The sequence below is a fragment of the Neorhizobium sp. P1_A6 genome (assembly GCF_056406795.1).
This window is the reverse complement of the sequence record NZ_JBFTZM010000013.1, coordinates 39,160-65,793: the sequence shown is the minus strand read 5'-3', so window position 1 is coordinate 65,793 and position 26,634 is coordinate 39,160. Positions and strand designations below refer to the sequence as shown.

The window sequence follows — 26,634 nt, the reverse complement described above, 5'->3', positions numbered from 1 at the left end:
CCGGCGAAGCGGATGCTTCGCCGGGTCTTCTGCGTTCGGATACTGGCAATTATTCGGCTGAATCGGCGGATTCAGCATTAAGGAGGCCGTAGCGTTCCTCGCCGATCTTCGCCAGCAGGTCGAGTTGGGTTTCGAGGAAGTCGATATGGCCCTCCTCATCCATCAGAAGCTCCTCGAAGAGCTTCATCGACACGTAATCGCCGGCCGCGTGACAGATATCGCGAGAGGCTTTGTAGGCTGTGCGGGCATCATATTCACCGGCAAGATCGGCCTCAAGGACTTCCTTGACGTTCTGGCCGATGCGCAGCGGGGCAAGCGTCTGAAGGTTGGGGTGGCCTTCGAGAAAGATGATGCGATCGATGAGACGATCGGCATGGTGCATTTCCTCGATCGATTCCGCTCGCTCTTTTTTCGCGAGCTTCTTGAATCCCCAATCCTCCAGCAGGCGATAATGCAGCCAGTACTGGTTGACGGCGCCTAGCTCGAGAAACAATGCCTCGTTAAGCCGCTCGATGACCTTTGAGTCGCCTTTCAATGTCCGCTCTCCTGTTTTCTTCATGGAACTGTCTCAGGCGGGACATATATACGACCACTTCGTCTTCCGTCGAGTGGTGGTGGGCGTGATATTCTTCGGTCGTGCGGATGATCAGGTCGACAACGCTTGGGAAGCAGCCGCAGCAGCGGCCGCGTTTCGCCATGGCATGATAGACCTTTGACGGTACGATGAGCTGCCAACAGTCCTCATCAAGGAGTTGCGTGATGACGTCCTTGATTTCCCTGTCGGTGATGTAATTGCAACTGCAAACCAGCATTCTCGGTCGACCTGCCAAACATGACCTGTAACATCTTCTTTTTGCGAAAGCGGACAGGCGATGTCAAGAAAGAATCGACATATATGAGTCACTTCTTAAGGGAGGCTGCCATACCCACGACTTCTTCCTTTGTATCATGGCATCGGTAATTAGTGGAAATTGCGGCCCTTCGGCATGACGCTCCCTGGTCCGGCTTCGTAGGAACCGCCAGGCACCGCCTCTTTTGCACTTCCCCTGTGTGCCTCCTCCATACCATTCGAACGCCTCTTCTGCCGGTGGTCTCCGCTCGATTGCAGCGCCTCGTCCGAGCGGGCCGACACGCCGAACCGCCTCGCCTCTTTCTGCAGCAGACCCAGCATCGGGGTAATGTCCTCGATATGTTCGACCACGGTATGGATGACGCCGCTCTGGCTTTGCAGTCTCCCCCGGATCTTGACCAGCCGCGCGCCCATCACGACCGGCCGATAACGTTCGAAAATCTTCGACCAGACAATCGCATTGGCAACACCGGTCTCGTCTTCCAGCGTCATGAAGATAACGCCCTTGGCCGAGCCCGGCCGCTGCCGGACGAGAACGATCCCGCCGATCGTCACCCTCTGCCCGTTCGGCACCGTCAAAAGATCGACGCTGCAGGTAATCCCCATCGCCTTGAATTCCTCGCGCAGAAACGAGACCGGATGCGCCTTCAGCGAAAGCGAGAGATAGCGGTAATCCTCGATCACCTGTTCGCCGGGCAGCATTTCCGGCAGCGTCGCTTTCGCCTCGGGCCGAAGATCCGCATTGTCCCCAACGTCAAATAGAGATCGGCTCTCGGTCGTCTTTTTTGCATCGAGACCACGAACTGCCCAAAGTGCTTGTCGGCGCGATAACGCAATATCTCCAAAGGCATCAGCATCAGCCAGCCGCTCGATAGCCGATTTGTCGAGACCAGACCGGATCCTTAGATCGTGGACGGACTCATATCCCTGCCCGCGATTGGCGATCAATTTCTTGATCATGTCCTCTTCTGCCAAACCTTTGACCTGGCGGAAACCCAGTCGCACAGCATATCTCGTCCTGATGACATCCCGCATGGATTCGTGACGCTTATCGATCGCGGTTTTGTCGAAGGCGGTTTTTTCCAAGGTACAGTCCCATTCCGATTTGTTGATATCGACCGGAAGGATCTTAACGCCATGCTCCCGCACATCGCGAATGAGCTGCGCCGGCGCATAAAACCCCATCGGCTGCGAATTCAGCATCGCCGTGCAGAAGACATCCGGATAATAGGCCTTGATCCAGGAGGATACGTAGACAAGCAAAGCGAATGACGCCGCATGACTTTCTGGAAAGCCGTATTCGGCAAAGCCCTGTATCTGGCTGAAGCAGCTTTCTGCAAACTCCTTGGAATAACGCTCGTTTTTTAGCATACCTGCAACAAAATCGTTCTTAAATTCCTCCACTCTTCCCGATCGCTTGAACGTTGCCATCGATCGACGTAGCTTGTCCGCTTTTTCAGGAGAAAAACCGGCTGCAGTTATTGCAATCTGCATTGCCTGCTCTTGAAAGAGAGGTACGCCTAGCGTGCGTTCAAGAACCTTTTCCAATTCAGGACTGGGATATTCGATCGGCTGTTTGTTCCGTTGGGCTTCGCGCCGTTTTAGATACGGATGGACCATGTTTCCTTGGATGGGACCGGGTCTGACAATCGCCACTTCGACAACAAGGTCATAAAACTTTTCGGGTCTCAGCCTCGGCAACATGCTCATCTGCGCCCGGCTCTCGATCTGGAAAACCCCGATCGTGTCCGCACGGCAGATCATGTCGTAAACAGCCTTCTCGGGCCGCTGCTGCAATCCGGCCAATGTCTCATTGACCTGATAATGCTGCTGCATCAGATCGAACGCTTTTTTGAGGCAGGTCAGCATGCCGAGCGCCAGCACGTCTATCTTCAGGAGCTTCAGGGTGTCGAGATCATCCTTGTCCCATTCGATCATGTAACGGCCCGGCATGGCCGTTTTCATGATCGGCACGATTTCGTCAAGCCGGTCGCGCGTGATCAGGAAACCGCCAACATGCTGGGTGAGATGGCGCGGGAAACCCATAAGTTCCTGCGCATGCGAAAGAACCTGTTTTGTCACAAAGTCGGCAGTGTCGAGACCCGCGGCTTTTGCGTCTCTTTCCGACGTGCCTTCATCCGACCAACCCCACACCGTGCTCGAAAGTGCCGCCTGTACATCCTCGGAGAGCCCAAAAGCCTTGGCAACCTCACGGCCGGCCATTCGGGTCCGATAACTCGTAACCGCCGCCGTCAGGCCGGCATGGCGAAAGCCATAATGCTGATAAATGTACTGGATCACCTCCTCGCGCCGCGCATGTTCAAAATCGACATCGATATCCGGCGGTTCGTTTCGTTCGGTCGAAATGAAGCGTTCAAAGAGCAGTGTCGTGGATGTCGGATCGACTTCGGTAATACCGAGACAATAACAGACGCTGGAATTGGCCGCTGAGCCACGCCCCTGGCAGAGGATCTTCAACTCATAGCGGGCATGCCAGACGATGTGGCGAACCGTCAGGAAATAAGGCTCGTATTGCATCTCCTTGATGAGATTGAGCTCATACCTGATCTGCTTGGAAACCTTCTCAGGGATCTTATCCGGATAACGCCACCTGGCGCCCTCCCAGGTAAGACGCTCCAAGGTTTCCGATACGGTTTCACCCGGAACGCTCTCATCCGGATAATTATGGCTAAGTTCATCGAGCGAAAACTTCAGCCGGCTGAAGAACTTTCCCGTATTGTTGATCGCGTCGGGATAGGCGCGGAAGAGCCGCGCCATTTCGGCAGGTTGCTTGATATGCCTTTCTCCATTCGGCGCGAGCCGGAATCCGGCTTCCTGGATCGTCACATGTTCGCGGATTGCCGTGACCACATCCGACAGGGATCGCCGATAAGGGAGATGGAAAAGAGGCAGGTTGGTCGCGACCAAGGGCACCCGGTTGCGCGCGGCAATCCGGGCAAGCAAGTTGAAAACAAAGACATCTCGTCCATCATAGGTCGGCGACAGAACCAGATAGATGTTCTTTTTGAACCGCTCTCTGTATTTACCGAGACAGGCTCCCAGGTGATATTGATAGGCCATCTCTTCCACGCGGGAAAAATCCGGCACGACCGCCAGCATCATCTCGTCGCACCATTCCAGAAGATCCCATTCTTCCAGAATGCAGGACCCTTTGTTGGTCCTGAGATTTCCACGGCTCAGCAGACGGCAGAGATTGGCCCAGCCCTTCCGGTTCTGTGGATAGGCGAGAATATCCGGCGTGTTGTCGGAAAAGACGAGCCTCGCTCCCGGATAAAACGCACAAGGGAGGATGGCTGCTTCCTCGTCTTTCTTTCTGCCCTGCTTCTGCTGAAGCTCGTAGGTTTCCTTCATGTTTCTGACTTGGCTATGCGCTCTCACCACGCCGGCAACGGAATTCCTGTCGGCTATACCAAGGCCGGATAGGCCGAGCACGCTTGCCGCCAAGATCATCTCCTCCGGTTTGGCAGCCCCTTCCAGGAAAGAGAAATTGGTCTTTGCACCGATCTCGAAAAAAACGGGAGCGTCCGTCATGCGAAAATCCCATGCACGCGCCAGGTCGGCGCAGTTTTGCCGGCAACGTAATGACCGGCGCGGAAAATCCATAAGCGGCGGCCAGCTTCACTTTCAAGCCTGAAATAGTCGCGCTCCTCGACATCCTCCTCGTCATTCCACCATTCGGGCGAAATCCGCTCCGGCCCCTCCGCACGGATGACTTCATGGACGATGCGGCGCCAGCGGAAACGCTGCGGAGGGCCATCCGGCACCGTTGCCGCAAAAGCCTCCATCAGTTCCGGATGACGGAAGAGCCGCAAGGGGCGGTCGCTTTTCGGCGCGAAGGTAAAAATCTCCTCGGTCTTTTCCCGGACGATCCGCGAGGCAATCGCCGRCACGAACACTTCCGCGCGCTCCGGCACGTGGCTCTGCTTCGGTTCGGCGATCTGCAGACAGTCGGCCCCGAGCCGGGCCGAAACCCGATCGACAAAATCGGCAAGCGAGATTTCGCTATCGCCATTGCCGGTGAAATCACCCTGGGAAATCCTGAAGACATCGTATTGCAACACGTTGAGGCGCAGGAGCTCGAAACCGAAGCCTGCATCGAGGTCATCGTGCACGGCGTTCAGGCGCTCGGAAAACAGCGAAGAGATCCGTTTCGGATCCTGCAACGGCTGCGAGGCACCGGCGGCGATGCGAAACACCCGGCCATCGACCCGGAAAAGCACCAGTTCGAAAACACGCCCCCCGACACCACGGGCTTCCAGTTCCGATTTCAACGAAATGGCAATCTGGCCGGCCAGCTGCAGAATATGTTCTTCCGCCTGGATCGGTTCGGCGAGCCGTCGCTCGGCGGAAAGGGCAGCCACGGGACGGCGAGGCGAGATGGCTTCCTCATTGTGCCCGAGCGCCTGATCCAGCCGAAGCAATAGATGAATGCCAAAACGGCGAGCCAACGGCGCACGCGGCATCGGCAGAAGGTCGCCGATCCTTTTCAGTCCGAGCTTGTAGAGCGCTGCGATGGTGGCCTCATCGATACGCAAAGCGTTGACCGGCAGCGGCGCCAGTACCGCCTCCGTCACCTGGTCGGCAATCACGCCGCCGCGGCCGAAGCGACAGGCGGCCCAGGACAGGCCTGGCGACGAGGAGATCGCCCCTTTGACATCGAATCCCATCTGCAAAAGTCGGCCAAGGATGTCCTTGAGCAGAGCCTCCTCGCCACCGAAGAGGTGGGTGCAGCCGGTTATGTCGAGAAACAGACCTTCGCGGCCGTCCAGCGCCACCAGCGGGGTGTAACGATCGCACCAATCGGCGATCGCCTCAAGAAGGCCCTGGTCCGCCGCGCCATCCTCGTCCACCACGTCGATCTTCGGGAACATGGCGCGCGCTTCCGCCAACCCCTGCCCACGCTTCAGCCCGAGACGTTCGGAAACCTCGTCGAGCGCTGTGAGCCGCATGGCGTTTTCGCGCCGGCCGGCACAGAGAATCGGCGGATGATGTTCAGGACGCCCTTTCGAACGCCACGACAGCCCCCAGAGCCGGCGCGCGATCCTGTCGGTCGGCAGATGCGGGAAGACGAGCGCCAGGATGCGCTGGCGGGTTGCGGAAAGAGAAAGCCTCTCCTGCCTCTCGGCCGAGGGAAAATTGACGGTCATGGGGATTCCACTCCAGAAGTAGGGATAGCGGAGCCGGGATACGGCTCTTCTCCAGGGTCAGCCTGAAAACGGGATGACCGATGCTGCCGCCAAGCTCGGATCCCTCCGGAAGATGCCGGCGAGCCGCCGGCGCCGGTTCGACAAGGAAGCGGAACGAGGCGCTGCTTGCCTCCTCCTCTCCCGCATGCCGCAACAGAAAGAGCGGCCGTCCCGCCGCCTTTGCCCTCAGACCCAATCTGCGGCTTTCGGTGAGACCGAAATGCCTGGGGTTGCCCCGGATTTCGAGAATGATGGCGACAACAGCCCCGCTGGCCACCGCAGTCTCCGCAAGCCACAGGGCATCGTCCAGCTTGCGCGGCGAGGCGTAAAGAACATCCCGCAGGCTCAATCCGAACTGTTTGAGGCCGACGGAATAGGGAATTCCGGCCTCCTGCGTGGACACGACATCGCCGATCCACAGAACCGGCGCGTCGCCTGGTTGTCTCGCTTTCAGGTGAGAGGCCAGCGAGAGAGCAAAGCCGCTTGCTGCTCCGGCATCTCCCATCAGCAGCGAGCGGATTTCCGTGATGCCGTCGAGCGGCAGGCCACCTTCCAACGCCGTATCCATCGGCGGGATGCCGAATGGCAGACGCGGTTGATTATCCTTGGCTTTCCGGCCTTCCGGATCGGCGGCCGAGTCCGCCTGTTCCGCCGCGGCAAGTGCCGGGAGAGATTTCCCTTCCAATCTGGCGATCTGTTCGCGCAGGGCAAAAAGCGTCTCCTGCGCCGTGGCGTGCTCGGCCATGGCGTCAGCTCCATCTGTACATGTTCTCTTTATGTTCTTATGGATTCCAGAGCTGGCCGAAAGAGTCAACAGCCAAATCCTGGGAATCTTTTCCTCGGATCCTAGGCCAATGATTCTTCACTCGAAAAATATCGCGGGAGGTACTATATGGGCCTGATCAGAAGGAGAGCCTATGGCCCGCATCGACCAGACCGACGATTGGCAGGATCGCCACGCACCGACGATCAGCACGTTCGAGTCGCTGGCAATCGAGGCCTATGGTCATTTACCGGAGGAATTCCGGGCTCTCACCGTCAACCTGACGATCGAGATCGAGGATTTTCCGGACGACGACGTTTTCGAGGATATGGCACTCGAGACGCCTTTCGACCTGCTCGGCCTTTTCGAAGGCCGCGGCATTTCCGAGCGGTTCAACATGGAAACCGGTGAATTGCCGAACCGCATCCGGCTTTATCGCCGGCCGATCCTGGATTACTGGGCGGAAAACGAGGAAACCCTGGGCGATATCATCACCCATGTGCTGATCCACGAGATCGGCCACCATTTCGGCCTCAGCGACGACGACATGGAGCGTATCGAGGCCAGCGCCGACGAAGCTGCTCAGCGCTGATCCCCTCTGACTGGAGCTTATTGCTCTCCGAGCTTCATCTCGGGATCGTATTCCTTGCCATGAACGGTTTTGGTCACCGCCTGGCCGCACTGCATCTCGCCGGTCGTGGCGTTGAAGGCATAGGTCGGCGAACCGGAAAGTTCCCAGCCCTTGTTCAGCGCCGCCGTCACCTTGTGGCAGAAGGAAGAATCGTCGGGACCACTGAGGAAGCGATAAAGTTTCATGGCGTTTTCTTTCGTTCGGCGATGATGCGTGCCTTGGCGGCAAGCTTTTCAGCCTCCACCAGGTGCAGCCGCTCGACCATCTTGCCGTTGAGGTTGATGACGTTGAGATGTTGCGCGTCCGGTTCCGCAAAGGCGGCAATCACCGCTTCCGCCTCTTTCACGGCCTGAAGATCCGGCCCGAAATGCCGGTTGGCAGGTTCGATCTGGGCCGGATGGATCAGCATCTTGCCGGAAAAGCCCATGGCGCGTCCCTGGGCGCATTCCGCCTCAAAGGCTTCTGCATCCTTGAACTCGTTGAAGACGCTGTCGATCACATCGATCCCATGGGCGCGGCCGGCAAGCACGATCTGCATCAGCCAGGGCACCAGATAGGCCCGACCGGGCTGCGGCAGCACGCCCGTCTCCTTGCGCAGGTCGTTGAGGCCGACCACGAAACACTGGAGCCGCTCGTCGACAGGGGCAATTGCCGGCGCATTCAGGACGCCCTTCGGCGTTTCGATCATTGCCCAGATGGCAAGATCGTCCGGAGCCCCGGCCTCGGACAGGATATCCGCCACCGCCTGGACCTGCGACATGTGCTCGACCTTCGAGATCAGCACCACGTCGGGAGAGACCTCGGTCACCAGGTCCATATCCGCCTTGCCGAATTCGGTTTCGAGCGGGTTGATGCGGATGACCGTTTCCCTGCCCCGGAGCGGATTTTCCTTAAACAACCGGCGCAGGTTGTCGCGGGCCTCCGCCTTCTTTTCCGGCGCGACGGAATCTTCCAGATCGAAGATCGCCGCATCGCAATCGAGGCCATGCACCTTTTCCAATGCCCTCGCATTGCCGGCCGGCACGCTCAGGATCGAGCGGCGAATACGAAAGGAGGCGGATTTGATATCAGTCAAGGCGATCATCCGCGCTTTGTGCCAATCTTTTTGGTCTGCGGCAATACTGCATGCCCAAAGCCCCTTGCAAGACAGGGCGGAAGGCTCCACATTCCTTGATGAGAAAGGTATATACCATGCAAAACATTCGCGTATTCTTCGTCATCATATCGGCCATTGCCGTGCTCGCCATGGCAGCACTTCTGACGGCTTCGCTGACCGTCGCCTTTGCCGGCATTCTCGCAGTTCTGTCCATCGGGCGTGCGCTTTCGGCGCGGCTGAAGCCGGTTCCGGTACGGGCCAAGGCGAGCAAGCGCGAGATGCGCGTCTGGAACGACGGCCGCGGCACGATCATCGACCTCTGATCGCGCCGAAGCGGTAATAGAGACGAATGCGCCGGTTTCCGGCGCGTGGGCGTACCGGTTCACGCCAAACAGCCCTTCAAATCCGCGTCAATATGCTTTATGGCAGCTTCCGCAGATAAGTCCACGTGGAGGCAGATCATGGAAAAGTTCACCAAGCTCACCGGCGTTGCAGCGCCGCTGCCGGTCGTCAATATCGACACGGACATGATCATTCCGAAGGATTATCTCAAGACGATCAAGCGCACCGGCCTCGGCAAGGGCCTGTTCGCGGAAGCCCGTTACAATGACGACGGCTCGATCAACCCGGATTTCGTACTGAACAAGCCCGCCTATCAGAACGCCAAGATCCTGGTCGCCGGCGACAATTTCGGCTGCGGTTCCTCGCGCGAACACGCGCCGTGGGCGCTTCTCGATTTCGGCATCCGCTGCGTCATCTCGACGAGCTTCGCCGACATTTTCTACAATAACTGTTTCAAGAACGGCATCCTGCCGATCGTCGTTTCCCCGGAAGATCTTGAAAAGCTGATGGACGATGCCGAGCGCGGCTCGAACGCCATCCTTTCGATCGACCTGGAAGCCCAGGAAATCACCGGCCCGGATGGCGGCTCCATCCGTTTCGACATCGATCCCGGCCGCCGCCATATCATGCTCGAAGGCCTCGACGACATTGCCTCGACGCTGAAGAGCGATGCGGCGATCAGCACGTTCGAAAACAACAACCGAGCCGCTCGCCCCTGGCTCTGATTTCCGGAGCATCCTGATGGTCAAGCGGATTTCCTCCGGATCGCCCTTCGAAGCGCGGATCGGCTATTCGCGCGCCGTCGTCGACCGCGACATGGTCTATGTCTCCGGCACCACCGGCTACGACTATGGTCGGATGGAAATGCCCGAAGACGCCGCCGCCCAGGCCCGCAATACGCTCGGCACGATCGAGAAGGCATTGAAAGAGGCCGGCAGCAGCCTTCAGGACGTCGTCCGGGTGCGCTATTACCTCACCGATATGGCCGATTACGACGCCATCGTTCAGGTACTTGGCGAGACCTTCTCCGAGATCCGGCCAGCGGCCACGATGGTCGTCTGCGGGCTCACCATGCCCGAAATGAAGATCGAGATCGAAGTGACTGCCCGCATCGGCGCCGGCAGCCCTTAAAACCTTTCCAACCTCGTCGCTCTAGCAGGTTCGGACGAGGTTTTGCCAGGCGCGGAAATTCCGCGCGGGAGGACGCGAGCCTGCAAAACCCGCAAGGATACCAAACGATATGGCAAAGAACCTCTTCCTCCTTCCCGGCGACGGCATCGGCCCCGAGGCCATGGGCGAAGTCCGCAAGATCATCGCCCATATGAACAGCGCCATGAAGGCCGATTTCGTCCTCGACGAAGGGCTGGTCGGCGGCTGCGCTTACGATGCCCATGGCGCCGCGATTTCCGAAGAGGACATGAGCAAGGCCATGAACGCAGATGCCGTGCTCTTCGGCGCCGTCGGCGGCCCGAAATGGGATCAGGTTCCTTATGAAGTCCGTCCGGAAGCCGGCCTGCTTCGCCTGCGCAAGGACATGGAACTGTTTGCCAACCTGCGTCCAGCCATCTGCTATCCGGCGCTTAGTTCCGCTTCCTCCCTGAAGCCGGAACTGGTCGAAGGCCTCGATATCCTGATCGTCCGCGAATTGACCGGCGGCGTCTATTTCGGCGAACCGAAGGAAATCGTCGACCTCGGCAACGGCCAGAAGCGCGGCATCGATACGCAGGTCTACGATACGTATGAAATCGAGCGCATTGCCGGCGTCGCCTTCGAGCTTGCCCGCACCCGTAAGAATGCCGTCTGCTCGATGGAAAAGCGCAACGTCATGAAGTCGGGCGTGCTCTGGAACCAGGTGGTCACCGAGACGCACAAGGCGAAATATTCAGACGTCAAGCTGGAACACATGCTGGCCGATGCCGGCGGCATGCAACTGGTCCGTGCTCCAAAACAGTTCGACGTGATCGTCACCGACAACCTGTTCGGCGACATGCTCTCCGACGTCGCGGCGATGCTCACCGGCTCGCTCGGCATGCTGCCGTCCGCATCGCTCGGCGCACCCGATGCCAAGACCGGCAAGCGCAAGGCGCTTTATGAGCCGGTCCACGGTTCGGCGCCTGATATCGCCGGCACCGGCGTTGCCAACCCGATTGCGATGATCGCTTCGTTCGCCATGTGCCTTCGTTACTCCTTCAACATGGTCACGGAAGCCGACAACCTCGAAAAGGCCATCGCCAACGTGCTGGATCAGGGTATCCGCACCGGCGACATCATGGCCGAAGGCGCCCGCAAGGTCGGCACCGCCGAAATGGGCGATGCGATCCTCAAGGAATTCGTAAGCCTTTCCGCCTGATAACACCGATCGGTGCCTTTCCGCCCAAGGCGGAAAGGTACCTTCATATTTGGCGTTCGGCATCCTGCTACCCATATCGCGGAATCTATGGGAAAAAGCGGCGCGGGATCGATCCCGCGCCACGGACAGAGGCCGATGAAACGGACAATCGAAAAACTGAAACATCGGCGGTATCGCCATCCATCCGGGCCGCCGTCGCCGCGATGGCTGCCTTATGCGCTGGTCACGATCAACCTGATCCTGATCGCCTTTTTCCTGCTCGATGCCCCCGTCGGCTCCTATGCCGCCCATACGCCCAACGTGCTGCTGCCGGTCGGCAAGGCGATCACCGATTTCGGCACGTCCGGCTGGATCCTTTTTGCGACAGCGCTCCTGTTTTTCGAAGCGCTCGCCGTTATCCGGCTCGCACCCGGCCTGAAAGCCCGCTTCCAGGCGATGCTGGTCAGCCATGTCGCGGCTTATATCTTTGTGGCCGTTGCCGGTTCCGGCCTTCTCGCCAACCTGGTGAAGCGTATCATCGGACGCGCCCGGCCAGGACTTTACGAGCAATGGGGTTTCCACGGCTTCAGCCCTTTTTCCGGCTCTCGGTTCGAAAGCTTCCCTTCCGGCCACGCAACCACGGTGGGCGCGTTCCTGATGGCACTGGCGCTGCTTGCTCCGCGCTACCGCCTGTTCTTTCTGATCATCAGCTTCTGGCTCGGTTTTTCGCGCGTCATCGTCGGAGCCCATTATCCGAGCGACGTGATTGCAGGCCTCTCCTTCGGCGCCTGGTTCTCGGTGATCATGGCAATCGTCTTTTCCCGTTACGGGCTGCTTTTCCGGCAGGAGCCGGACGGCTGGCCGGTTCTGCGCCGGGCGATACCCCTGCTGATACGTCCCGACTGGAAAAACACCCCCTTCCCGCCGCGCGGCATACCGCCGAAGCGGGAGACGGACGTAAAACAGCAATGACCCCTTCATGAAAAAAGCCCGGCGCAGTTGCCTGCGCCGGGCTTTTTCATTTTAGCGGGGTTGCTGACGCAAACCCGGACAGGGAACGAAACCCTTATTCCGCGTGGATATCGCGATCCTTGGTTTCCGGCAGGAAGAGCAGCCCGATCACCAGAGTGATGACTGCGAAAACAATCGGATACCAGAGGCCATAGTAGATATCGCCCGCGGCCGCGCTCATCGCAAAAGCCGTTGCCGGCAGAAGGCCGCCGAACCAGCCGTTACCAATGTGGTAAGGCAGCGACATGCCGGTATACCGGATGCGGGTCGGAAAGAGTTCGACCAGCAGGGCCGCGATCGGGCCGTAGACCATCGTCACATAGATGACCAGAACGAAGAGGACGGCGATCGTGCCGATCCAGTTCACCCGGGCCGGATCGGCCACCATCGTGAACGCACCGCCCTTGGCGATCGAATAGACCGGCATGTCGGTGACGCCCTTCGCTTCGTCCGCGGTCAGCAGCTTTTGGCTGACGAGGTCGGCCGCAGGAACGCTCGCCTTTTCGCCGCCGCGAACGGAGGCGGCATTGAGAGCAAGTTCCGGATTGGCGGCGATGAAGGCGTCGAGCTTGGAATCCGCCACCTTGATCGCACCGCGGCTTAGCGGGTAACCGGCATCGTGAAGCGCAACATTGACGCCCTTTTCGAAGGCGCGCTGTTTGGCTGCGGCATCGGCACCGGCAGCAACCGAGTCAAAGCTGGTGACGCTCTTGCCGGCGATCTTCACCGTAGCCGGCTGGCCGGTGGGACCGACGACAACTTCGTAAGGCACCGAGTTACGGGTCAAGAACGACGTGGCGATATCGCAGGAGCTGGTGAACTTCGATGTGCCGGTCGGGTTGAACTGGAATTTACAATCCGCCGGATCGGCCGTGACAGTCGCCTTGATCGTCGCCTGGGCTTCGGCAAGTGCCGGGTTCGCCATCGAGGTCATCGCCTTGAAAAGCGGGAAGTAGGTGACCGCCGCAATCAGCAGGCCGGCCATGATGATCGGCTTGCGGCCGATCTTGTCGGAAAGCCCGCCGAAGATGACGAAGAACGGTGTGCCGAGGAAGAGCGCGATCGCGACCATGATATTGGCCGACAGGAGATCCACCTTCAGCACGTTCTGCAGGAAGAACAGTGCATAGAACTGGCCGCCATACCAGACGACGGCCTGGCCCATGGTCGCGCCGAGAAGCGCGATGATGGCGATCTTGGCGTTGCGCCAGGTGCCGAAGGCTTCCGTCAGCGGAGCCTTGGAGCCCTTGCCTTCGGCCTTCATCTTCTGGAATGCCGGTGACTCGTTCATCTTCAGGCGGATCCAGACGGAAACCCCGAGCAGGATGACGGAAACGAGGAACGGAATGCGCCAGCCCCATGCCGCAAACGCGGTGGCACCCATGAGCCACTGGACGAAGACGATGACGATCAGCGACAGGAAGAGGCCGAGTGTCGCGGTCGTCTGTATCCACGAGGTGAAATAGCCACGTCGCCCATGGGGCGCATGTTCGGCCACATAGGTCGCGGCACCGCCATATTCGCCACCAAGCGCAAGGCCTTGCAGGAGGCGCAGGGCGATCAGGATGATCGGGGCTGCGATGCCGATCGTGGCGGCACCCGGCAGGATACCGACCAGGAAGGTCGACATGCCCATGATCAGAATGGTCACAAGGAAGGTGTATTTCCGGCCGACGAGGTCGCCCAGGCGGCCAAATACCAGCGCGCCGAAGGGGCGGACCAGAAAGCCCGCAGCGAACGCGAGCAGCGTGAAGATGTTACGCGTTGCTTCCGGATACTGGGTGAAAAAGGTCGCGCCGATATAGGTGGCGAGTGAACCATAGAGATAGAAATCGTACCATTCGAATACGGTGCCGAGCGAAGAAGCGAAGATGACTTTCTTCTCCTCCCGCGTCATCGGTCCGGCCTTCGCGCCGACCCCCGTTGCGACATTTGCCATTATCGTCCTCCCTCAAGATAAAACTCGCGTGCCGACTCCGGGCCCGTTCCTCCTGGGCTTGGCCACGGCGACGCATTGTCGCAGATTGACAGAATTCAAGGCTCAAGAAGAGGGATGCTTTGGGATTATGACTTTCGTCTAATATCGCGGGCACCGTGCACCACGGATGCCGCAGCGCGGCATGAGGTCAATGCAGCGCAGCAATCGGGTTAGCATCGCTTGACTCATTGCAAAAATCTTCTAAACACCTTCGCGAACGGGAAGACACCCACATGCGCGCCTGCGAATTCGACATCGCTGCCTCCGCACTGCCGGCTATCCAAGCTGCGCAGCGGGCGTGTTTTTCCGCTTTCTTCAAAACCAAGGCCAAAACGACGACGAAAACCGTCTGACGTCTCTGGCCGCCGCTCTCTCCCCGGATGGCCGGGGACAAGGAATTCCGCGACTTCAACCGCGGCTTCCCCCTCACCGGAAACGAGGAGAGACAGAAAGAGAGCAAAAAATGGGTTTCAAGATCGCAGTCGCCGGTGCAACCGGCAATGTCGGCAGGGAAATGCTGACGATCCTTTCCGAGCGCGGCTTCCCGGTCGACGAAGTCGTGGCGCTGGCATCCGCCCGTAGCCAGGGAACCGAAGTTTCGTTCGGCGACCGGACGCTGAAGGTTTCCAACCTGGAAAACTACGACTTTTCCGACACCGATATCTGYCTGATGTCGGCAGGAGGCGAGGTTTCCAAGAAGTGGTCGCCGAAGATCGGCGCCCAGGGCTGCGTCGTCATCGATAACTCTTCCGCCTGGCGTTACGATCAGGACGTTCCGCTGATCGTTCCGGAAGTAAACCCCGATGCGATCTCCGGTTTCACCAAGCGCAACATCATCGCCAATCCGAATTGCTCGACCGCGCAGCTCGTCGTTGCCCTGAAGCCGCTGCACGACTTTGCCAAGATCAAGCGTGTCGTCGTCTCGACCTACCAGTCGGTTTCCGGCGCCGGCAAGGAAGGCATGGACGAGCTCTTCACGCAGACCCGCGCCGTCTTCGTGGCCGATCCGGTCGAATCCAAGAAGTTCACCAAGCGCATCGCCTTCAACGTCATCCCGCATATCGATAGCTTCATGGAAGACGGCTATACGAAGGAAGAGTGGAAGGTCTTGGCCGAAACCAAGAAGATCCTCGATCCGAAGATCAGAGTGACCTGCACTGCCGTGCGCGTTCCAGTTTTTATCGGTCATTCGGAAGCGGTCAATATCGAATTCGAAAACGAGATCACCGCCGATCAGGCCCGTGACATTCTCCGCGAAGCTCCGGGCTGCCTCGTCATCGATAAGCACGAGAACGGCGGTTACATCACGCCCTATGAATGCGCCGGCGAGGACGCCACCTACATTTCCCGCATCCGTGAGGATGCGACGGTGGAAAACGGTCTCAACATCTGGGTCGTTTCCGACAACCTGCGCAAGGGCGCGGCGCTCAACGCCATCCAGATCGCCGAGTTGCTTGTCAATCGCGGCCTGATCAAGCCGCGCAAGGTTGCTGCCTGATAGATAATAAATTTATTAAGCATGTTCCGATAGAAACCCCGTCAGAAATGGCGGGGTTTTTCTGTCGAATCACCCATATCACGAACTATTCATGAACGGATGAGTTGCGATTGTTTGCAACCGCCGCCATAAGGCCGAAACAATGCACATTATCCGGACGCTTCTGGCCGAGCGATCCGGTTCTCGGGGACGGGTTTGACCGCATGAAGAAGATTTTGCTGGCAGGATTGATCGCAACCGGTTTCATGACCGCTAGTCCGGCGCTTGCCGCGCTCCAATGCGGCAACGATTCATCCGGCTTCGCCCGCTGGGTCGAGGAGTTCAAACGGGTTGCGCCGTCGAACGGCGTCAATCCTTCGGTCGTCGAAAAGGCCTTTTCGGGCGTCTCCTACAATCGCCCGACCATCAGCGCCGATCGCGGTCAGAAAAGCTTCAAACTCTCATTCGACGACTTCATGAAGAAGCGCGGCGGGGCTGCCATCATCTCCCGCGGCAAAGGCATGAAGTCCGGCAATGCCTCGCTGTTTGCGCAGATCGAGCGCCGCTTCGGCGTGCCGGCCGGCCCGATCATCGCTATCTGGGGCATGGAAACCGGCTTCGGCAGCTTCATGGGTGATCAGCATACGCTTTCCGCTGTCGCGACGCTCGCTTACGATTGCCGCCGCTCCGCCTATTTCACCGAACAGCTTTATGCTGCGCTTGAGCTGGTCGGCCGAGGTGATCTGAGCGTCACCGCCCGTGGCGCTGCCCACGGCGAAATCGGCCAGACCCAGTTCCTGCCGCTGAACGTTGTCCGCTACGGAGCCGACGGCGACGGCGACGGCCATATCGACATGGTCCGTTCGCGTGCCGATGCGCTTGCCTCGACCGCCAACTTCCTAAAAGGACATGGCTGGAGAGCCGGTGCCGGTTACCAGCCGGGCCAGCCGAACTTCGTTGCTATCCAGGGCTGGAACGCCGCAACCGTCTATCAGCAGGCGATCGCCTATATGGGCGCACAGATCGACGGCCAATAAGCCCGCCGGCAGTGAAGTTTCGCTTCACCTGAAAAATTCAGGCCGACGCTTGTTCGGCCTGGACGGGCAGTTCGGTAAGGTCCGGACGGACGAAGTCGCCCTTGCTGTCCATAATCCACAATTCGCCGCTCGAGATATCGAACCAGGCGCCGTGAACGCTGAGTTCGCCTTTCTCTCCACGTTTTTTGACGAACGGGAACGTCTCCAGGTTGGCGATCGAATTGCGGATCGACACCCGTTCCAGCGCTGTCTGCCGCTCGGCCTGGGTCATGAACTCGTTGCTCTGGATCTGTTCGGCGGCCGGTTTGACCAGCGCCATCCAGCGGCCGATGAAATCGCCGGGAGAAAGCGGCGACATGCTCGGATCCAGTGCCGCTCGGATACCGCCGCAACGGCCGTGACCCATCACCACGATATTGTCGATCTCCAAAACCTCGACCGCATATTCCAACGCCGCCGAAGTGGCATGGAACTGGCCATCCGGTTCAAAAGGCGGGACCATGTTGGCGACGTTGCGGACGACGAAGAGTTCGCCCGGACCGCAGTCGAAAATGGTTTCCGGTGCGGCACGGGAATCGCAACAAGCGATGAGAAGGGTGTGGGGGTTCTGCCCGGTCTCCGCCAACACGCGGTAGCGCTCGCGTTCATCGCTATAGCGCCCGCTCATGAAGTTGCGGTAGCCCGCCAGAAGTTTGGCTGGAAAATCCGTCATGGAACAACGATTATAGCGCCGCCGAGCGAAGATCAACGGCCATTGTGCATCTGCGAACTTCCGATGCCGGTTACCGCTTGGTGCGCTGCAACGGATGCACGAGCCGGCGCATCTGGACCATCGCCATGGGAGTGGAGAGGCTGGACGCGTCGGTCTCCAGTGTCAGCTCGTCGCCGCCGCGCTTGGCTGTGCGCGCCAAGACCTCGAAAACGCTCGCGGTAGCCAGCTGCAGCGCCTTTTCCTCGTCCATGCCGGCAAGGATCCGCCCCAGGAACAGGGCTCCCAACAGGTCCCCCAACCCGTTTGGCGGATTGTCTATCAGCCGGTGTTCGGCAAGCAGCGCGTGTTTGCCCGTCAGGTAAAGATTGCCGGTACCGCCCGCCATCATCGGCACGGCCGAAGTCACCAGGATGCGCGGCGGCCCGAGCGCGATTGCGGCATCCATGATATCGTTGTTGGTTTCAAGCGGCGCGCCGGAAAGCCAGGCGAGTTCGTAACGGTTCGGGGTGGCGATCGTTGCCAGCGGAATGAGTTCGTCGCGGATCGCCTCTGCCGTCGGCTGCGGGATATAGAGACCGCCGAGATCGCCCATGACGGGATCGCAGACATAGAGAAGGTCCGGGTTTTTCTCCTTCAGCGCCCTTATCAGCCGCGCCACCGAACGCGGCTGGGCGGCGTTGCCGAAATAACCGGTCAGCACCGCCTTCACTTCTCCGAGCCATGGCGCGCGAATAAGATCGTCTATAGCCTTGTCGAAATCTGATTCGGGAAAGGTCAGCCGCGTGGAAGGTCCGTGACCGGGATGCCAGGGGAGGACGACGGTCGGCATTGCCCAGACGGGGAACCCCAGCGTCTCGAGCGCGAAGACGGCGGCACGATTGCCGACCGAGCCGCGCACGACATGGCTGGAGATGACGAGGACGGCACTGCTGGTATCCTGCATGAGATCGGTTTCCGGCTACGATGGCCCTGTTGATCGTTTCTTCGCCGCCGCATGTCAACAAGGCTTCACGGAAGAATGAAACGTGTAGTGTCGCTTGACATGGATCAGCCACGTTGCCGCGTGATGACACAAAGCTAATTTATTCCGTGCGGGCACGGAAAAGGGGAGAGGGACATGGCCGTCAGGCAGAATCCGAAACGGGAAAAACAGATCGAAAGCGCACGCAAGATCGTTGCTGCGAGCAAGGGGCCGCATCTCGACCCGCTCATCCTGTTCGCCCGGGCCAGCACTGACGACCTCGAAAGCTATACGCCGGAAATGCTGGCGCTTTCCGCCAATCATGCAGCCGAGCGGCTGATGGCCTGGACCCGGATTCGGGCAGACATCACGGTCGAGCCGATCGCCGGCGTCGCGCCGGACGGAATTCCGGTCTCGGTGCTGACCGTCGTCGATCGCAACATGCCCTTCCTGTTCGACTCGGTCATGGGCGAAGTGACCGCCACCCACCGCGACCTCACCATGGCCGTCCATCCGATCCTGGTCGTGGAGCCCGGCAAGGAACCGGTGCTCCGCTCCAACGAACAGCCCGGTAACCCGGCTCATCATGTGAGCCTCATCCAGATCCATCTGTCGCCGCTCAACGAGGCACAGGCGGCTTCGCTCACCGAGCGTATTCGTTACATCCTCGACCAGGTGCATCTGTCGATCACCGACTGGGGCTCCATGCTGGAAGTCCTCGACGGCGCCGCCAAGCAGCTCAACAACTCGACGAGCCGCCGCAAGGCCGACCGCGACGAGGCGCTCGCCTTCCTGGACTGGCTGCGCGACGACAACTTCACCTTCCTTGGCATGCGCGAATATGTCTATTCCGGCAAGGGCACTGAGGCCAAGGTCGAACGCGGCAAGGGCCGCGGTCTCGGCATCCTCTCCGATCCGGATGTTCTGGTGCTGCGCCAGGGCAAGGACGCGGTGACGACGACGCCGGAAATTCTGGAATTCCTCGACGGGCCCGATTTCCTGATCGTCACCAAGGCGAACGTGAAATCCGTGGTGCACCGCCGCGCCTATATGGATTATGTCGGCGTCAAGCGCTTCGACGAACAGGGCGAAGTTGTCGGCGAACTTCGTGTCGTCGGCCTTTTTACGGCAACCGCCTATACTCACTCCGTCCGCGACATCCCTCTCCTGCGCGCCAAGACCGGCCGGGTCGAAGAGCAGTTCGGCTTCGACCCCGACAGCCATTCCGGCCGAATGCTGGAAAACACGCTCGAATCCTATCCGCGCGACGACCTTTTCCAGATCGATGTCGATCTGCTCGCCCGCTTCTGCGAGCAGATCATGGCATTGAGCGAGCGTCCGCGCGTCCGGGTCCTGCCGCGCATCGACCATTTCGACCGTTTTGTCTCGGTGATCGTCTACGTGCCCCGCGAGGACTATAATTCCCTCGTCCGCGAAAAGGTCGGCGACTACCTGACCAAGGTCTATGATGGCCATGTCTCGGCCTATTATCCGGCTTTCCCGGAGGGCGGCGTCGCCCGCGTCCACATGATCATCGGCAGGCGCGGCGGCAAGACCCCGAGGATAGCGCAAGCCAAGCTCGAGGAAGCGATCCGGCTCATCGCCACGCCCTGGGAAGACCGCTTCGCAGCGCTTGCGGAGAAGGGGCCGCGGCTCACCGTCACCCAGGCCTTCCAGGAAGCCTTCTCGCCCGAGGAAACCTTCGCCGACCTGCCCGACATCGCCGCCTGCGCCGCCGGCGAAACGATCCGCATCGCCTTCTATCGCCGCCCGGGCGACCCCGCCAACACCGTGTCGCTGAAGATCTTCCACAAGGACCGGCATCTGTCGCTCTCCCGGCGTGTGCCGCTCCTCGAAAATCTCGGGTTCCACGCCGTCAGCGAGCAGACGTTCGAAATCCAGGTGGGGCCGGAAAACGACCGCAGCCAAGTCGTCCTCCACGACATGGAACTGCAGCTCGGCGATGGGCGTGAGGTTGACCTGTCGCGTGAAGGTTTGGCGCTGGAGGAGGCCTTCCTCTCCGCCTTCGAAGGCCTGATCGACAATGACGGCTTCAACCGGCTGGTTCTGCTGGCCGGCCTGTCAGCTCGCGAAGTCACGGTGCTGCGTGCATATTCCCGTTATCTGCGGCAGACCGGCATCGTTTATTCGCAGGCCTATATCGGCGATACGCTGGTGAAATACCCGGCCATATCCGCCGCCATCTTCCGCCTCTTCCGCGATGGTTTCGACCCCAAGATCACTGAGAAGGCCCGCGTCAAGAAACTCACCGACCATCATGCGGAGATCGAGGAAGCGCTCGGCAACGTGCCTAACCTCGACGAGGACCGCACGCTTCGTCGTTTCGTCAATGCGGTCGATGCGACGCTCAGGACCAACTACTTCCAGCGCGACCCCAATGGGGCTCCATACCGGATGTTCGCCTTCAAGCTCGATCCGAAGCTGCTGGACGGCCTGCCGGAACCCCGGCCCTTCCGTGAAATCTTCGTCTACGGCACCGAGGTCGAAGGCGTGCATCTGCGCTTCGGCAAGGTCGCCCGCGGCGGGCTGCGCTGGTCGGACCGCGGCGAGGATTACCGCACCGAAATCCTTGGCCTCGTAAAGGCACAGCAGGTCAAGAACGCCGTCATCGTGCCGGTCGGTGCCAAGGGCGGCTTCTTCCCGAAGATGCTGCCGCCGGCAAGCGCGCGCGACGCATTCTTCAATGCCGGCCGGGAAGCCTACAAGACCTTCATCCGCACCCTTTTGTCGATCACCGACAATATCGTCGGCGCCGACATCGTCGGGCCGCCGGACACGATCCGCCTCGATGGCGACGACCCCTATTTCGTGGTTGCCGCCGACAAGGGTACGGCGACCTTCTCCGACACCGCCAACGGCCTGGCGCAGGAAGCCGGCTTCTGGCTGGACGATGCCTTCGCCTCCGGCGGTTCGGTCGGTTACGACCACAAGAAGATGGGCATCACCGCCCGCGGCGCCTGGGAGGCCGTGAAGCGGCATTTCCGCGAGAAGGACATCGATATCCAGACGACGCCGTTCACGGTCGCCGGGGTCGGCGACATGTCCGGCGACGTCTTCGGCAACGGCATGCTGCTGTCGCGCAAGATCCGTCTCATCGCCGCCTTCGACCACCGCGATATCGTCATCGATCCGGATCCGGATATCGAAAAGTCATTCGCGGAACGCGAACGCATGTTCGCCTTACCGCGCTCGAGCTGGCAGGATTACGACAAGTCGGTCCTTTCCGAAGGCGCAATGATCATTTCCCGCTCGGAGAAGTCGGTCAAGCTCACCAGGCAGGCAGCGGCCGCGATCGGCATCGACAAGACGACCGCAACGCCTTTCGAGATCATGACCGCGATCCTGAAAAGCCCGGTCGACCTTCTCTGGTTCGGCGGCATCGGCACCTATATCAAGGCGGCCGCCGAGACCGATACGGAAGTCGGCGATCGCGCCAATGACCCGATCCGCATCACCGCGGCTGAAGTGCGCGCCAGCGTCATCGGCGAAGGCGCCAATCTCGGCATGACCCAGAAGGGCCGCATCGCCTACTCCCTGAATGGCGGGCGCTGCAATTCGGATGCGATCGACAATTCCGCCGGCGTCAACTGCTCCGACGTCGAGGTCAACATCAAGATCGCCCTCAATTCGGCCATGCAGGACGGCCGCCTGACCCGCGACAAACGCAACCAGCTTCTCGCCTCGATGACCGAGGAAGTCGGCCACTTGGTTCTGCGCAACAACTATCTGCAGCCGCTGTCGATCTCGCTGACCGAACGCAAGGGTACCGGCAACCGCGAAGAGCTTTCACGGCTGATGTCCGTGCTGGAATCGCAAGGCCAGCTCAACCGCAAGGTCGAAACCCTGCCCGACGACGCGGAGCTTGCCGAGCGTTATGCCTCCGGCAGGCCGCTGAGCCGGCCAGAAATCGGCGTATTGGTCTCCTATTCGAAGATCGTCCTGTTCGACGCCCTGATCGAGAGCAGCCTGCCGGACGACCCCTATTTCTCGGCTGTCCTGAAAGCCTATTTCCCGGCCAGGATGCAGAAGGCTTATGCCGCGGACATCCAGTCTCACCGCCTGCACCGCGAAATCGTCGCCACCGCGCTCGCCAACGAGGCGATCAACCGCGGCGGCCCGGGTTTCATACAGCAGATGAGCGACATGACCGGCGCTACGGCGGCAAATGTCGTCAAGGCCGCCTTCCTTGCCCGCGACGGCTTCGAACTTCCCAAGCTCTGGGCCGAGATCGATGCGCTGGATGGAAAAATCCCCGGCCAGCTGCAAAACGATCTCTACGCCCGCACCACCGAGACCTTCGCGGAAGCGACCCGCCTCATCCTGCAGACGCAGGTCGGAAGCGGCGACATGGACGGTGCTATGAGCCGGCTCAGGGCCGCGATCAAGGGGCTGCGCTCGTCGCTCGCGGGCGAAGATTTCGTGGAAACCGCAGCCCGCGCCGCAGAACTCGAAGCGCAGGGCATACCGGCATCGCTTGCCCGTGAAATCCTGTTGCTGTCGACGCTGGTCCTGGTGCCGGAGATCATGCTGATCGCCGACCGCACCGGCGAAACCATGGCGCGCGCCACCGAAAGCTATTTCACCGTTACCGAAACCTTCCGCATCAACCGGCTGATCGGCGCAGGCGAACGCATCAGCACCTCGGAACACTATGAGAGCCTAGCGCTCTCCCGTAGCCTGCAGCAGCTCGCCTCGGCGCGCCGCGATATCGTCATCGCCGCGATGACTGCCCATCCGAAGGAGAAAAAGCCGCTGGAAGCTTGGGTCGGCGGCGATCGGGTGCGAGTGAACCGCATCGGCGCCGAACTGGTGACCTTGAGCGAAAGCGGTGAACTGACGCTTCCCAAGATCACCGTCGCGGCCGGCCTCCTGAGCGATCTTGCGCACGGTCGGGCGATGTAGGACAACGGACCGAACTGGCTGATCCGGGGGAAAAATGGCCGTTATTGATGTGGACGATGCGCCGGTGAAAACGAGCCGGCGCGGCATCTGGGGCTGGATGTTCTTCGATTGGGCAGCCCAGCCGTTTTTTACCGTCGTCACCACCTTCATCTTCGGTCCCTATTTCGTTGCGCGGCTGACCGAGGATCCCGTCTCGGCGCAGGCGGCGTGGAGCAACATGGCGACGATCTCGTCGCTGGTCATCGCCGTATTCTCCCCGGTCCTCGGTTCGATCGCCGACCAGGCCGGTCCGCGGAAACCCTGGATCGCCTTTTTTGCGGTGATCAAGATCGTTTGTGTTTCGGCCCTCTGGTTCGCGGCACCCGGCTCGCCGATCATCTGGCCGATGATCTTCATGATCTTCGCATCGATCGCCGCGGAATTTTCGACCGTCTTCAACGATTCGATGATGCCGCGGCTGGTCTCCAAGGACGATGTCGGCCGCATTTCCAACGTCGCCTGGGGGCTCGGTTATCTCGGCGGCATGATCGTACTGATCGCCGTCGTGGCGCTGCTCGCCGCCAATCCCGAAAGCGGCAAAACGCTGATCGGCATCCCCCCGCTTTTTGGCCTCGACCCGCATCTCGGCGAAGACGCGCGCATCACCGGGCCGATCTCGGCCTTCTGGTATTTTCTCTTTATCCTGCCGATGTTCTTCTTCACGCCCGACGCCAAGAAGGGCCTGCCGCTCGCCGCGGCGGTCCGCTCCGGCATAAGGGAGCTCAGCGGCACGCTGCGGGACCTGAGGCAGCGCACCGGCATCACCAGGTTCCTGGTCGCCCGCATGCTCTACCAGGACGGCGTCAACGGCCTGCTGATCCTCGGCGGCACGTTCGCAGCCGGCATGTTCGGCTGGGCGACGATCGAGATCGGCATCTACGGCATCATCCTGAACGTCGTGGCGATCTTCGGCTGCATCGTCGCCGGCTGGCTCGACCGCCTGCTCGGCTCTAAGATCGTCGTGATCATCAGCCTCGTTCTGTTGCTGGTGGCAACCCTCGGCATCATTTCCACCGGCCCCGGCTTCGTCTTTTTCGGCCTTCTGCCGCTTTCGGCAGAGGACAGCGGCGGCCTGTTCGGCACCGCGGCCGAAAAAGCCTATATCCTGTTCGGATTGCTGATCGGCCTCGCCTTCGGCCCCGTCCAGGCTTCGTCCAGGTCCTATCTCGCCCGCAGCGTCAGCCTTTCGGAGACCGGCCGCTATTTCGGCATCTACGCGCTCTCCGGCCGCGCAACGAGCTTTCTCGCCACCCTGTTCTTCTCGGTGATGACCTATGCCAGCGGCTCTGCCCGGCTCGGCATGGCGACGCTGCTGATCTTCCTCGTCGCCGGGTTGCTGTTGCTGTTTGCGACGCCTTATCCGGCGAACAGGAAGTAGAGACGGATAGCGCTCCGGCTGCGACGTGGATCCTCGGGTCGAGCCCGAGGATGACGGAGTATGCGTAAGCGCATGGCGAAAACAGGAAGCGTTACAGCTGACCCAAATGCTGCTTTGGGTGGCTCTTGAAACCTCCCCGCCGTCATCCTCGGGCTTGACCCGAGGATCCAGCGCCACACGCTCAGAGCATAACGTCCAGCAACATCAATGCCGGAAATGCCGCATTCCGGTAAACACCATGGCCACGCCATGTTCGTCGGCAGCGGCGATCACCTCGTCGTCACGCATCGAACCACCCGGTTGGATAACCGCCGTGGCGCCGGCCGCAATGGCCGACAGCAGGCCGTCCGCGAACGGGAAGAACGCTTCCGAGGCGACCGCGGAACCCTTTGTCATCGGCTCGGCCCAGCCCATTGCCCTGGCCGCCTCTTCCGCCTTGATGCCGGCGATGCGAGCGGAATCGATGCGGCTCATCTGGCCGGCGCCGATGCCGGCCGTCTGGCCGTTCTTGGCGTAGACGACCGCATTCGACTTCACGTGCTTGGCGACCTTGAAGGCGAACTTCATGTCTTCAAGCTCGGTCGGCGTCGGCGCGCGCTTGGTGACGACGCGCAGGTCGATATCCTCGACCATGCCGTTGTCGCGGGTCTGGACCAGCAGGCCGCCCGAAACCGTCTTCGCGGTCAGCCCGCGCGAGCGCGGATCCGGCAGGCCGCCGGTCACCAGCAGGCGTAGGTTCTTCTTGGCGGCGATGATGGCCTGAGCCTCGTCGGAAACTTCCGGCGCAATGATCACTTCCGTGAACAGCTTGACGATCTCTTCGGCCGTCTCGGCGTCCAAAAGCTGGTTGACCGCGATGATGCCGCCGAAGGCCGAGGTGGAATCGCAGGCGAGCGCCCGCAGATAAGCTTCCTTGAGGCTTGGGCCGGTCGCCACGCCGCAGGGGTTGGCGTGCTTGATGATCGCGCAGGCCGGCGCCTTTTCGGGCGAGAACTCGGCGATCAGCTCGAAAGCGCCGTCGGTGTCGTTGATATTGTTGTAGGAGAGCTGCTTGCCCTGCAGCAGTTTTGCGGTCGCGACACCGGGGCGGTTTTCACCGGTCACGTAGAAGCCGGCGCTCTGGTGCGGGTTCTCGCCGTAGCGCATCTCTTCCTTCAGAACGCCGCCGATCGTCCGGTAGCGCGGGATCTCGATGTCAAGCGCTTCGGCGAACCAGTTCGAGATCGCCGTGTCGTAGGCCGCCGTGCGGGCATAGGCCTTCGCCGCCAGCTTCTGGCGGAAGGCATAGACCGTCTGGCCATCGTTCGAACGCAGCTCCTCGATGAGGGCAGGATAGTCGGAAGGATCGGTAACGGTGGTCACATAGGCGTGGTTCTTGGCCGACGCGCGGATCATCGCCGGGCCGCCGATATCGATATTTTCGACGGTCGTCGGGTAGTCGCCGCCGGCGGCGCGGACTTCCTCGAACGGGTAGAGGTTGATGACGGCAAGATCGATGCCCTCGATGCCGTGTTCCTTCATCGCCGCGACATGTTCCGCATCGTCGCGGATCGCCAGCAGGCCGCCATGCACGGTCGGGTGCAGCGTCTTCACCCGGCCGTCCATGATTTCCGGAAAACCGGTGACTTCCGATACGTCGGTCACGGCGAGACCGGCGGCAGCGATCGCCTTGTGGGTGCCACCCGTCGACAGCAACTTTACACCCTGCTCGGTGAGGGCCTGGGCAAGCTCGATGATACCGGTCTTGTCGGAGACCGAGAGCAGGGCGGTGCGAATCCTGATGCGATCGGGAGCGGGGATTTTCTTGGAAACGACGGCCATCGGTCTCTCCTGGAAACGCGCCGCGGAACCCGGCGCAAAGGTAAGATCGCCGCCCGTTAGCACAGCTTGGCAGAAGAAG

20 protein-coding genes and 1 pseudogene are annotated in these 26,634 nt (G+C 60.5%); 10 read left to right on the top strand and 11 right to left on the bottom strand.

Features of this window, described 5'->3' with window-relative positions; translation table 11 throughout:
• Positions 1–49: 49 nt before the first annotated feature.
• The 5 genes and pseudogenes from bfr to AC1D3C_RS23240 form a co-directional block, all read right to left on the bottom strand.
• On the bottom strand, positions 50–535 hold the full coding sequence (gene bfr, locus AC1D3C_RS23260; protein WP_038547247.1) for a bacterioferritin: 486 nt from the start codon (positions 533–535) through the stop codon (positions 50–52).
• Positions 501–904: pseudogene (locus tag AC1D3C_RS23255) on the bottom strand ((2Fe-2S)-binding protein). Before AC1D3C_RS23255 ends, bfr begins: the two are co-directional and overlap by 35 nt.
• 57 nt (positions 905–961) lie before the next feature.
• A complete protein-coding gene (locus AC1D3C_RS23250; RefSeq protein ID WP_477484516.1) occupies positions 962–4,402 on the bottom strand; it encodes an error-prone DNA polymerase in 3,441 nt (1,146 codons plus the stop codon).
• On the bottom strand, positions 4,399–5,820 hold the full coding sequence (locus AC1D3C_RS23245; RefSeq protein ID WP_477484585.1) for a Y-family DNA polymerase: 1,422 nt from the start codon (positions 5,818–5,820) through the stop codon (positions 4,399–4,401). The genes AC1D3C_RS23250 and AC1D3C_RS23245 overlap by 4 nt, the downstream gene beginning before the upstream one ends.
• 43 nt (positions 5,821–5,863) lie before the next feature.
• Positions 5,864–6,802, bottom strand: a complete 939-nt coding sequence (locus AC1D3C_RS23240) for an ImuA family protein (protein ID WP_477484515.1) — start codon at positions 6,800–6,802, stop codon at positions 5,864–5,866.
• 172 nt (positions 6,803–6,974) lie between these two features.
• On the opposite strand from AC1D3C_RS23240, the gene AC1D3C_RS23235 reads away from it, so the two are divergent.
• The gene (locus tag AC1D3C_RS23235; RefSeq protein WP_038547261.1) at positions 6,975–7,412 is read left to right on the top strand and encodes a metallopeptidase family protein; all 438 of its coding nucleotides are present in this window, start codon (positions 6,975–6,977) and stop codon (positions 7,410–7,412) included.
• Between the two features lie 17 nt (positions 7,413–7,429).
• On the opposite strand, the gene AC1D3C_RS23230 is transcribed toward AC1D3C_RS23235, so the two are convergent.
• Both AC1D3C_RS23230 and AC1D3C_RS23225 read right to left on the bottom strand, forming a co-directional pair.
• Positions 7,430–7,636 carry a DUF1737 domain-containing protein gene (locus AC1D3C_RS23230; protein ID WP_007764402.1) on the bottom strand — a complete coding sequence of 69 codons (207 nt, stop codon included), beginning with the start codon at positions 7,634–7,636 and terminating at the stop codon, positions 7,430–7,432.
• Positions 7,633–8,535, bottom strand: a complete 903-nt coding sequence (locus AC1D3C_RS23225; RefSeq protein WP_477484514.1) for an HpcH/HpaI aldolase/citrate lyase family protein — start codon at positions 8,533–8,535, stop codon at positions 7,633–7,635. The genes AC1D3C_RS23230 and AC1D3C_RS23225 overlap by 4 nt, the downstream gene beginning before the upstream one ends.
• Positions 8,536–8,642: 107 nt before the next feature.
• Between AC1D3C_RS23225 and AC1D3C_RS23220 the strand changes: the two genes are divergently transcribed.
• The 5 genes from AC1D3C_RS23220 to lpxE all read left to right on the top strand — a co-directional run bounded on the left by AC1D3C_RS23220 (position 8,643) and on the right by lpxE (position 12,190).
• On the top strand, positions 8,643–8,870 hold the full coding sequence (locus tag AC1D3C_RS23220) for a hypothetical protein (protein ID WP_038591495.1): 228 nt from the start codon (positions 8,643–8,645) through the stop codon (positions 8,868–8,870).
• A gap of 138 nt (positions 8,871–9,008) precedes the next feature.
• Positions 9,009–9,614, top strand: a complete 606-nt coding sequence (leuD, locus tag AC1D3C_RS23215; protein ID WP_038547271.1) for a 3-isopropylmalate dehydratase small subunit — start codon at positions 9,009–9,011, stop codon at positions 9,612–9,614.
• A 16-nt stretch (positions 9,615–9,630) separates the two neighbouring features.
• A complete protein-coding gene (locus tag AC1D3C_RS23210) occupies positions 9,631–10,020 on the top strand; it encodes a RidA family protein (protein ID WP_038547274.1) in 390 nt (129 codons plus the stop codon).
• 109 nt (positions 10,021–10,129) lie between these two features.
• Complete coding sequence (gene leuB / locus AC1D3C_RS23205) at positions 10,130–11,239, top strand: 3-isopropylmalate dehydrogenase (protein ID WP_477484513.1); 1,110 nt, start codon at positions 10,130–10,132, stop codon at positions 11,237–11,239.
• A gap of 135 nt (positions 11,240–11,374) precedes the next feature.
• Complete coding sequence (lpxE, locus tag AC1D3C_RS23200; RefSeq protein ID WP_477484512.1) at positions 11,375–12,190, top strand: lipid A 1-phosphatase LpxE; 816 nt, start codon at positions 11,375–11,377, stop codon at positions 12,188–12,190.
• Between the two features lie 94 nt (positions 12,191–12,284).
• Here lpxE and AC1D3C_RS23195 read toward each other — a convergent pair whose 3' ends face one another.
• Positions 12,285–14,168, bottom strand: coding sequence for an MFS transporter (locus tag AC1D3C_RS23195; protein WP_477484511.1), 1,884 nt, complete (start codon positions 14,166–14,168; stop codon positions 12,285–12,287).
• Between the two features lie 502 nt (positions 14,169–14,670).
• On the opposite strand from AC1D3C_RS23195, the gene AC1D3C_RS23190 reads away from it, so the two are divergent.
• Positions 14,671–15,705 (top strand): aspartate-semialdehyde dehydrogenase, encoded by a 1,035-nt coding sequence (locus tag AC1D3C_RS23190; RefSeq protein WP_038549857.1) that lies wholly within the window; start codon positions 14,671–14,673, stop codon positions 15,703–15,705.
• Positions 15,706–15,908: 203 nt separating this feature from the next.
• On the top strand, positions 15,909–16,721 hold the full coding sequence (locus tag AC1D3C_RS23185) for a lytic murein transglycosylase (RefSeq protein ID WP_477484510.1): 813 nt from the start codon (positions 15,909–15,911) through the stop codon (positions 16,719–16,721).
• Between the two features lie 37 nt (positions 16,722–16,758).
• On the opposite strand, the gene AC1D3C_RS23180 is transcribed toward AC1D3C_RS23185, so the two are convergent.
• Entirely contained in the window at positions 16,759–17,433 is a 675-nt protein-coding gene (locus AC1D3C_RS23180; protein WP_038591515.1) for a carbonic anhydrase, read from the bottom strand.
• Between the two features lie 70 nt (positions 17,434–17,503).
• The gene (pdxY, locus tag AC1D3C_RS23175; RefSeq protein WP_038547291.1) at positions 17,504–18,376 is read right to left on the bottom strand and encodes a pyridoxal kinase PdxY; all 873 of its coding nucleotides are present in this window, start codon (positions 18,374–18,376) and stop codon (positions 17,504–17,506) included.
• Between the two features lie 174 nt (positions 18,377–18,550).
• Between pdxY and AC1D3C_RS23170 the strand changes: the two genes are divergently transcribed.
• Positions 18,551–23,317: an NAD-glutamate dehydrogenase gene (locus tag AC1D3C_RS23170; protein WP_477484509.1), complete on the top strand. Its 4,767-nt coding sequence runs from the start codon at positions 18,551–18,553 to the stop codon at positions 23,315–23,317.
• Positions 23,318–23,351: 34 nt separating this feature from the next.
• The gene (locus AC1D3C_RS23165) at positions 23,352–24,734 is read left to right on the top strand and encodes an MFS transporter (protein WP_477484508.1); all 1,383 of its coding nucleotides are present in this window, start codon (positions 23,352–23,354) and stop codon (positions 24,732–24,734) included.
• A 204-nt stretch (positions 24,735–24,938) separates the two neighbouring features.
• Here the strand turns inward: AC1D3C_RS23165 and purH are convergent, their stop codons facing one another.
• On the bottom strand, positions 24,939–26,555 hold the full coding sequence (purH, locus tag AC1D3C_RS23160; protein WP_477484507.1) for a bifunctional phosphoribosylaminoimidazolecarboxamide formyltransferase/IMP cyclohydrolase: 1,617 nt from the start codon (positions 26,553–26,555) through the stop codon (positions 24,939–24,941).
• Positions 26,556–26,634 lie beyond the last annotated feature (79 nt).

Bases quoted from the DNA above. Each gene is read 5' to 3' on its own strand.
- AC1D3C_RS23250 (WP_477484516.1), bottom strand. From the start codon at position 4,402: ATGACGGACGCTCCCGTTTTTTTCGAGATCGGTGCAAAGACCAATTTC.
- AC1D3C_RS23240 (WP_477484515.1), bottom strand. From the start codon at position 6,802: ATGGCCGAGCACGCCACGGCGCAGGAGACGCTTTTTGCCCTGCGCGAA.
- AC1D3C_RS23235 (WP_038547261.1), top strand. From the start codon at position 6,975: ATGGCCCGCATCGACCAGACCGACGATTGGCAGGATCGCCACGCACCG.
- AC1D3C_RS23230 (WP_007764402.1), bottom strand. From the start codon at position 7,636: ATGAAACTTTATCGCTTCCTCAGTGGTCCCGACGATTCTTCCTTCTGC.
- AC1D3C_RS23225 (WP_477484514.1), bottom strand. From the start codon at position 8,535: ATGATCGCCTTGACTGATATCAAATCCGCCTCCTTTCGTATTCGCCGC.
- AC1D3C_RS23220 (WP_038591495.1), top strand. From the start codon at position 8,643: ATGCAAAACATTCGCGTATTCTTCGTCATCATATCGGCCATTGCCGTG.
- leuD (WP_038547271.1), top strand. From the start codon at position 9,009: ATGGAAAAGTTCACCAAGCTCACCGGCGTTGCAGCGCCGCTGCCGGTC.
- AC1D3C_RS23210 (WP_038547274.1), top strand. From the start codon at position 9,631: ATGGTCAAGCGGATTTCCTCCGGATCGCCCTTCGAAGCGCGGATCGGC.
- leuB (WP_477484513.1), top strand. From the start codon at position 10,130: ATGGCAAAGAACCTCTTCCTCCTTCCCGGCGACGGCATCGGCCCCGAG.
- lpxE (WP_477484512.1), top strand. From the start codon at position 11,375: ATGAAACGGACAATCGAAAAACTGAAACATCGGCGGTATCGCCATCCA.
- AC1D3C_RS23195 (WP_477484511.1), bottom strand. From the start codon at position 14,168: ATGGCAAATGTCGCAACGGGGGTCGGCGCGAAGGCCGGACCGATGACG.
- AC1D3C_RS23185 (WP_477484510.1), top strand. From the start codon at position 15,909: ATGAAGAAGATTTTGCTGGCAGGATTGATCGCAACCGGTTTCATGACC.
- AC1D3C_RS23180 (WP_038591515.1), bottom strand. From the start codon at position 17,433: ATGACGGATTTTCCAGCCAAACTTCTGGCGGGCTACCGCAACTTCATG.
- pdxY (WP_038547291.1), bottom strand. From the start codon at position 18,376: ATGCAGGATACCAGCAGTGCCGTCCTCGTCATCTCCAGCCATGTCGTG.
- AC1D3C_RS23170 (WP_477484509.1), top strand. From the start codon at position 18,551: ATGGCCGTCAGGCAGAATCCGAAACGGGAAAAACAGATCGAAAGCGCA.
- AC1D3C_RS23165 (WP_477484508.1), top strand. From the start codon at position 23,352: ATGGCCGTTATTGATGTGGACGATGCGCCGGTGAAAACGAGCCGGCGC.
- purH (WP_477484507.1), bottom strand. From the start codon at position 26,555: ATGGCCGTCGTTTCCAAGAAAATCCCCGCTCCCGATCGCATCAGGATT.